The sequence below is a fragment of the Staphylococcus sp. EG-SA-2 genome (genome assembly GCF_017152085.1).
On the sequence record NZ_JACYHC010000725.1, the window covers coordinates 1 to 1,709 of the forward strand.

At 34.3% G+C, this 1,709-nt stretch carries 2 protein-coding genes; one reads left to right on the forward strand and one right to left on the reverse strand.

Annotated features, from left to right (window positions below; all coding sequences use genetic code 11):
* Position 1: 1 nt before the first annotated feature.
* Complete coding sequence (cmk, locus tag IDG60_RS13205; RefSeq protein ID WP_000644391.1) at positions 2-661, reverse strand: (d)CMP kinase; 660 nt, start codon at positions 659-661, stop codon at positions 2-4.
* A gap of 76 nt (positions 662-737) precedes the next feature.
* Here cmk and IDG60_RS13210 point away from each other — a divergent pair, with 76 nt between their 5' ends.
* Positions 738-1,706 carry an asparaginase gene (locus IDG60_RS13210; RefSeq protein WP_000681756.1) on the forward strand — a complete coding sequence of 323 codons (969 nt, stop codon included), beginning with the start codon at positions 738-740 and terminating at the stop codon, positions 1,704-1,706.
* The last annotated feature ends 3 nt before the right edge of the window (positions 1,707-1,709 follow it).

Sequence of the window (1,709 nt, forward strand, 5' to 3'; positions counted from 1 at the left end):
ATTATTTAATTTGACTCACCATCGCTAAAATTTCGTCAGTAACTTCTTCAATCGACTTGCCTGTCGTATCTAATGTCACTGCATCATCTGCTTTTCTTAATGGTGATATTTCACGGTTCATGTCATATTGATCACGAGCTTCAATATCACGTTTTAAATCTTCAAAATTTGATTCGATACCTCTTAATTGATTATCTTTATATCTTCTTTCTGCTCGCTCTTCAACTGATGCAATCATATATACTTTTAAATCTGCATCTGGTAGCACTACAGTTCCGATATCGCGACCATCCATTACGATACCTTTTTCTGCAGCTAACTCTTTTTGTTTTTTAACGGCGAATGAACGTACTGGCTCTTTAGATGCAACGTATGAAACATGTTGCGTCACATCATTATTTCTTAAAAAGTCTGTTACATCTTCGTTATCTAAAATGACACATTGACCTTTATCTGCTTTATAAGTTAAATCTAATGTTGTTTGGTCAACTAGTTTTGCAAAGTCCTCAGTTTTGTTTAATTTTAAATATTTGTATGTTAATGCACGATACATTGCTCCTGTATCGACATAAATCATTGATAGTTCGCTGGCTACACGTTTCGCAATTGTACTTTTTCCGGCAGCAGCTGGACCATCTAATGCAATATTAATGGCTTTCATGCGTCATTTCCCTTCCTTGTCGTTTTATGAATAATATTTTATCATAATTAGGTAAATTAAATATAGGAGGAAATATATGAAACATCTACTTGTTATTCATACTGGTGGCACCATTAGTATGTCACAAGACCAATCTAATAAAGTAGTAACAAATGATATCAACCCTATTTCAATGCATCAAGATGTCATAAATCAATATGCACAAATAGATGAATTAAATCCTTTTAATGTACCATCACCTCATATGACAATCCAACATGTTAAACAATTAAAGGATATTATTTTAGAAGCAGTAACAAATAAATATTATGATGGTTTCGTTATCACGCATGGTACCGATACGTTAGAAGAAACTGCCTTTTTACTTGATTTAATATTAGGTATCGAGCAACCTGTTGTTATTACTGGCGCAATGCGCTCGTCTAATGAAATTGGTTCTGACGGATTATATAATTATATTTCCGCTATTCGCGTTGCCTCTGATGAAAAGGCCCGTCATAAAGGCGTGATGGTTGTATTTAATGATGAAATTCATACGGCGCGTAATGTTACCAAAACACATACGTCTAATACAAACACATTTCAAAGTCCAAATCATGGTCCGCTAGGTGTATTGACAAAGGATCGTGTGCAATTCCATCATATGCCATATCGCCAACAAGCATTGGAAAATGTCAATGACAAACTAAATGTACCATTAGTAAAAGCATATATGGGTATGCCAGGTGACATTTTTAGTTTTTATAGTCGTGAAGGTATCGATGGTATGGTTATTGAAGCGTTAGGACAAGGCAACATACCTCCAAGCGCATTAGAAGGCATTCAACAATTAGTATCTTTAAATATACCTATTGTGCTAGTTTCACGTTCCTTTAATGGTATTGTGAGTCCAACTTACGCATACGATGGTGGTGGTTACCAACTCGCACAACAAGGTTTTATTTTTTCTAACGGTTTGAATGGTCCAAAAGCAAGATTAAAATTATTAGTTGCGTTAAGCAACAATTTAGATAAAGCTGAAATCAAATCATATTTTGAATTATAATGA

Excerpts from the sequence above, each read along its gene's own strand:
- IDG60_RS13210 (WP_000681756.1), top strand. The coding sequence starts at position 738 with ATGAAACATCTACTTGTTATTCATACTGGTGGCACCATTAGTATGTCA.
- cmk (WP_000644391.1), bottom strand. The coding sequence starts at position 661 with ATGAAAGCCATTAATATTGCATTAGATGGTCCAGCTGCTGCCGGAAAA.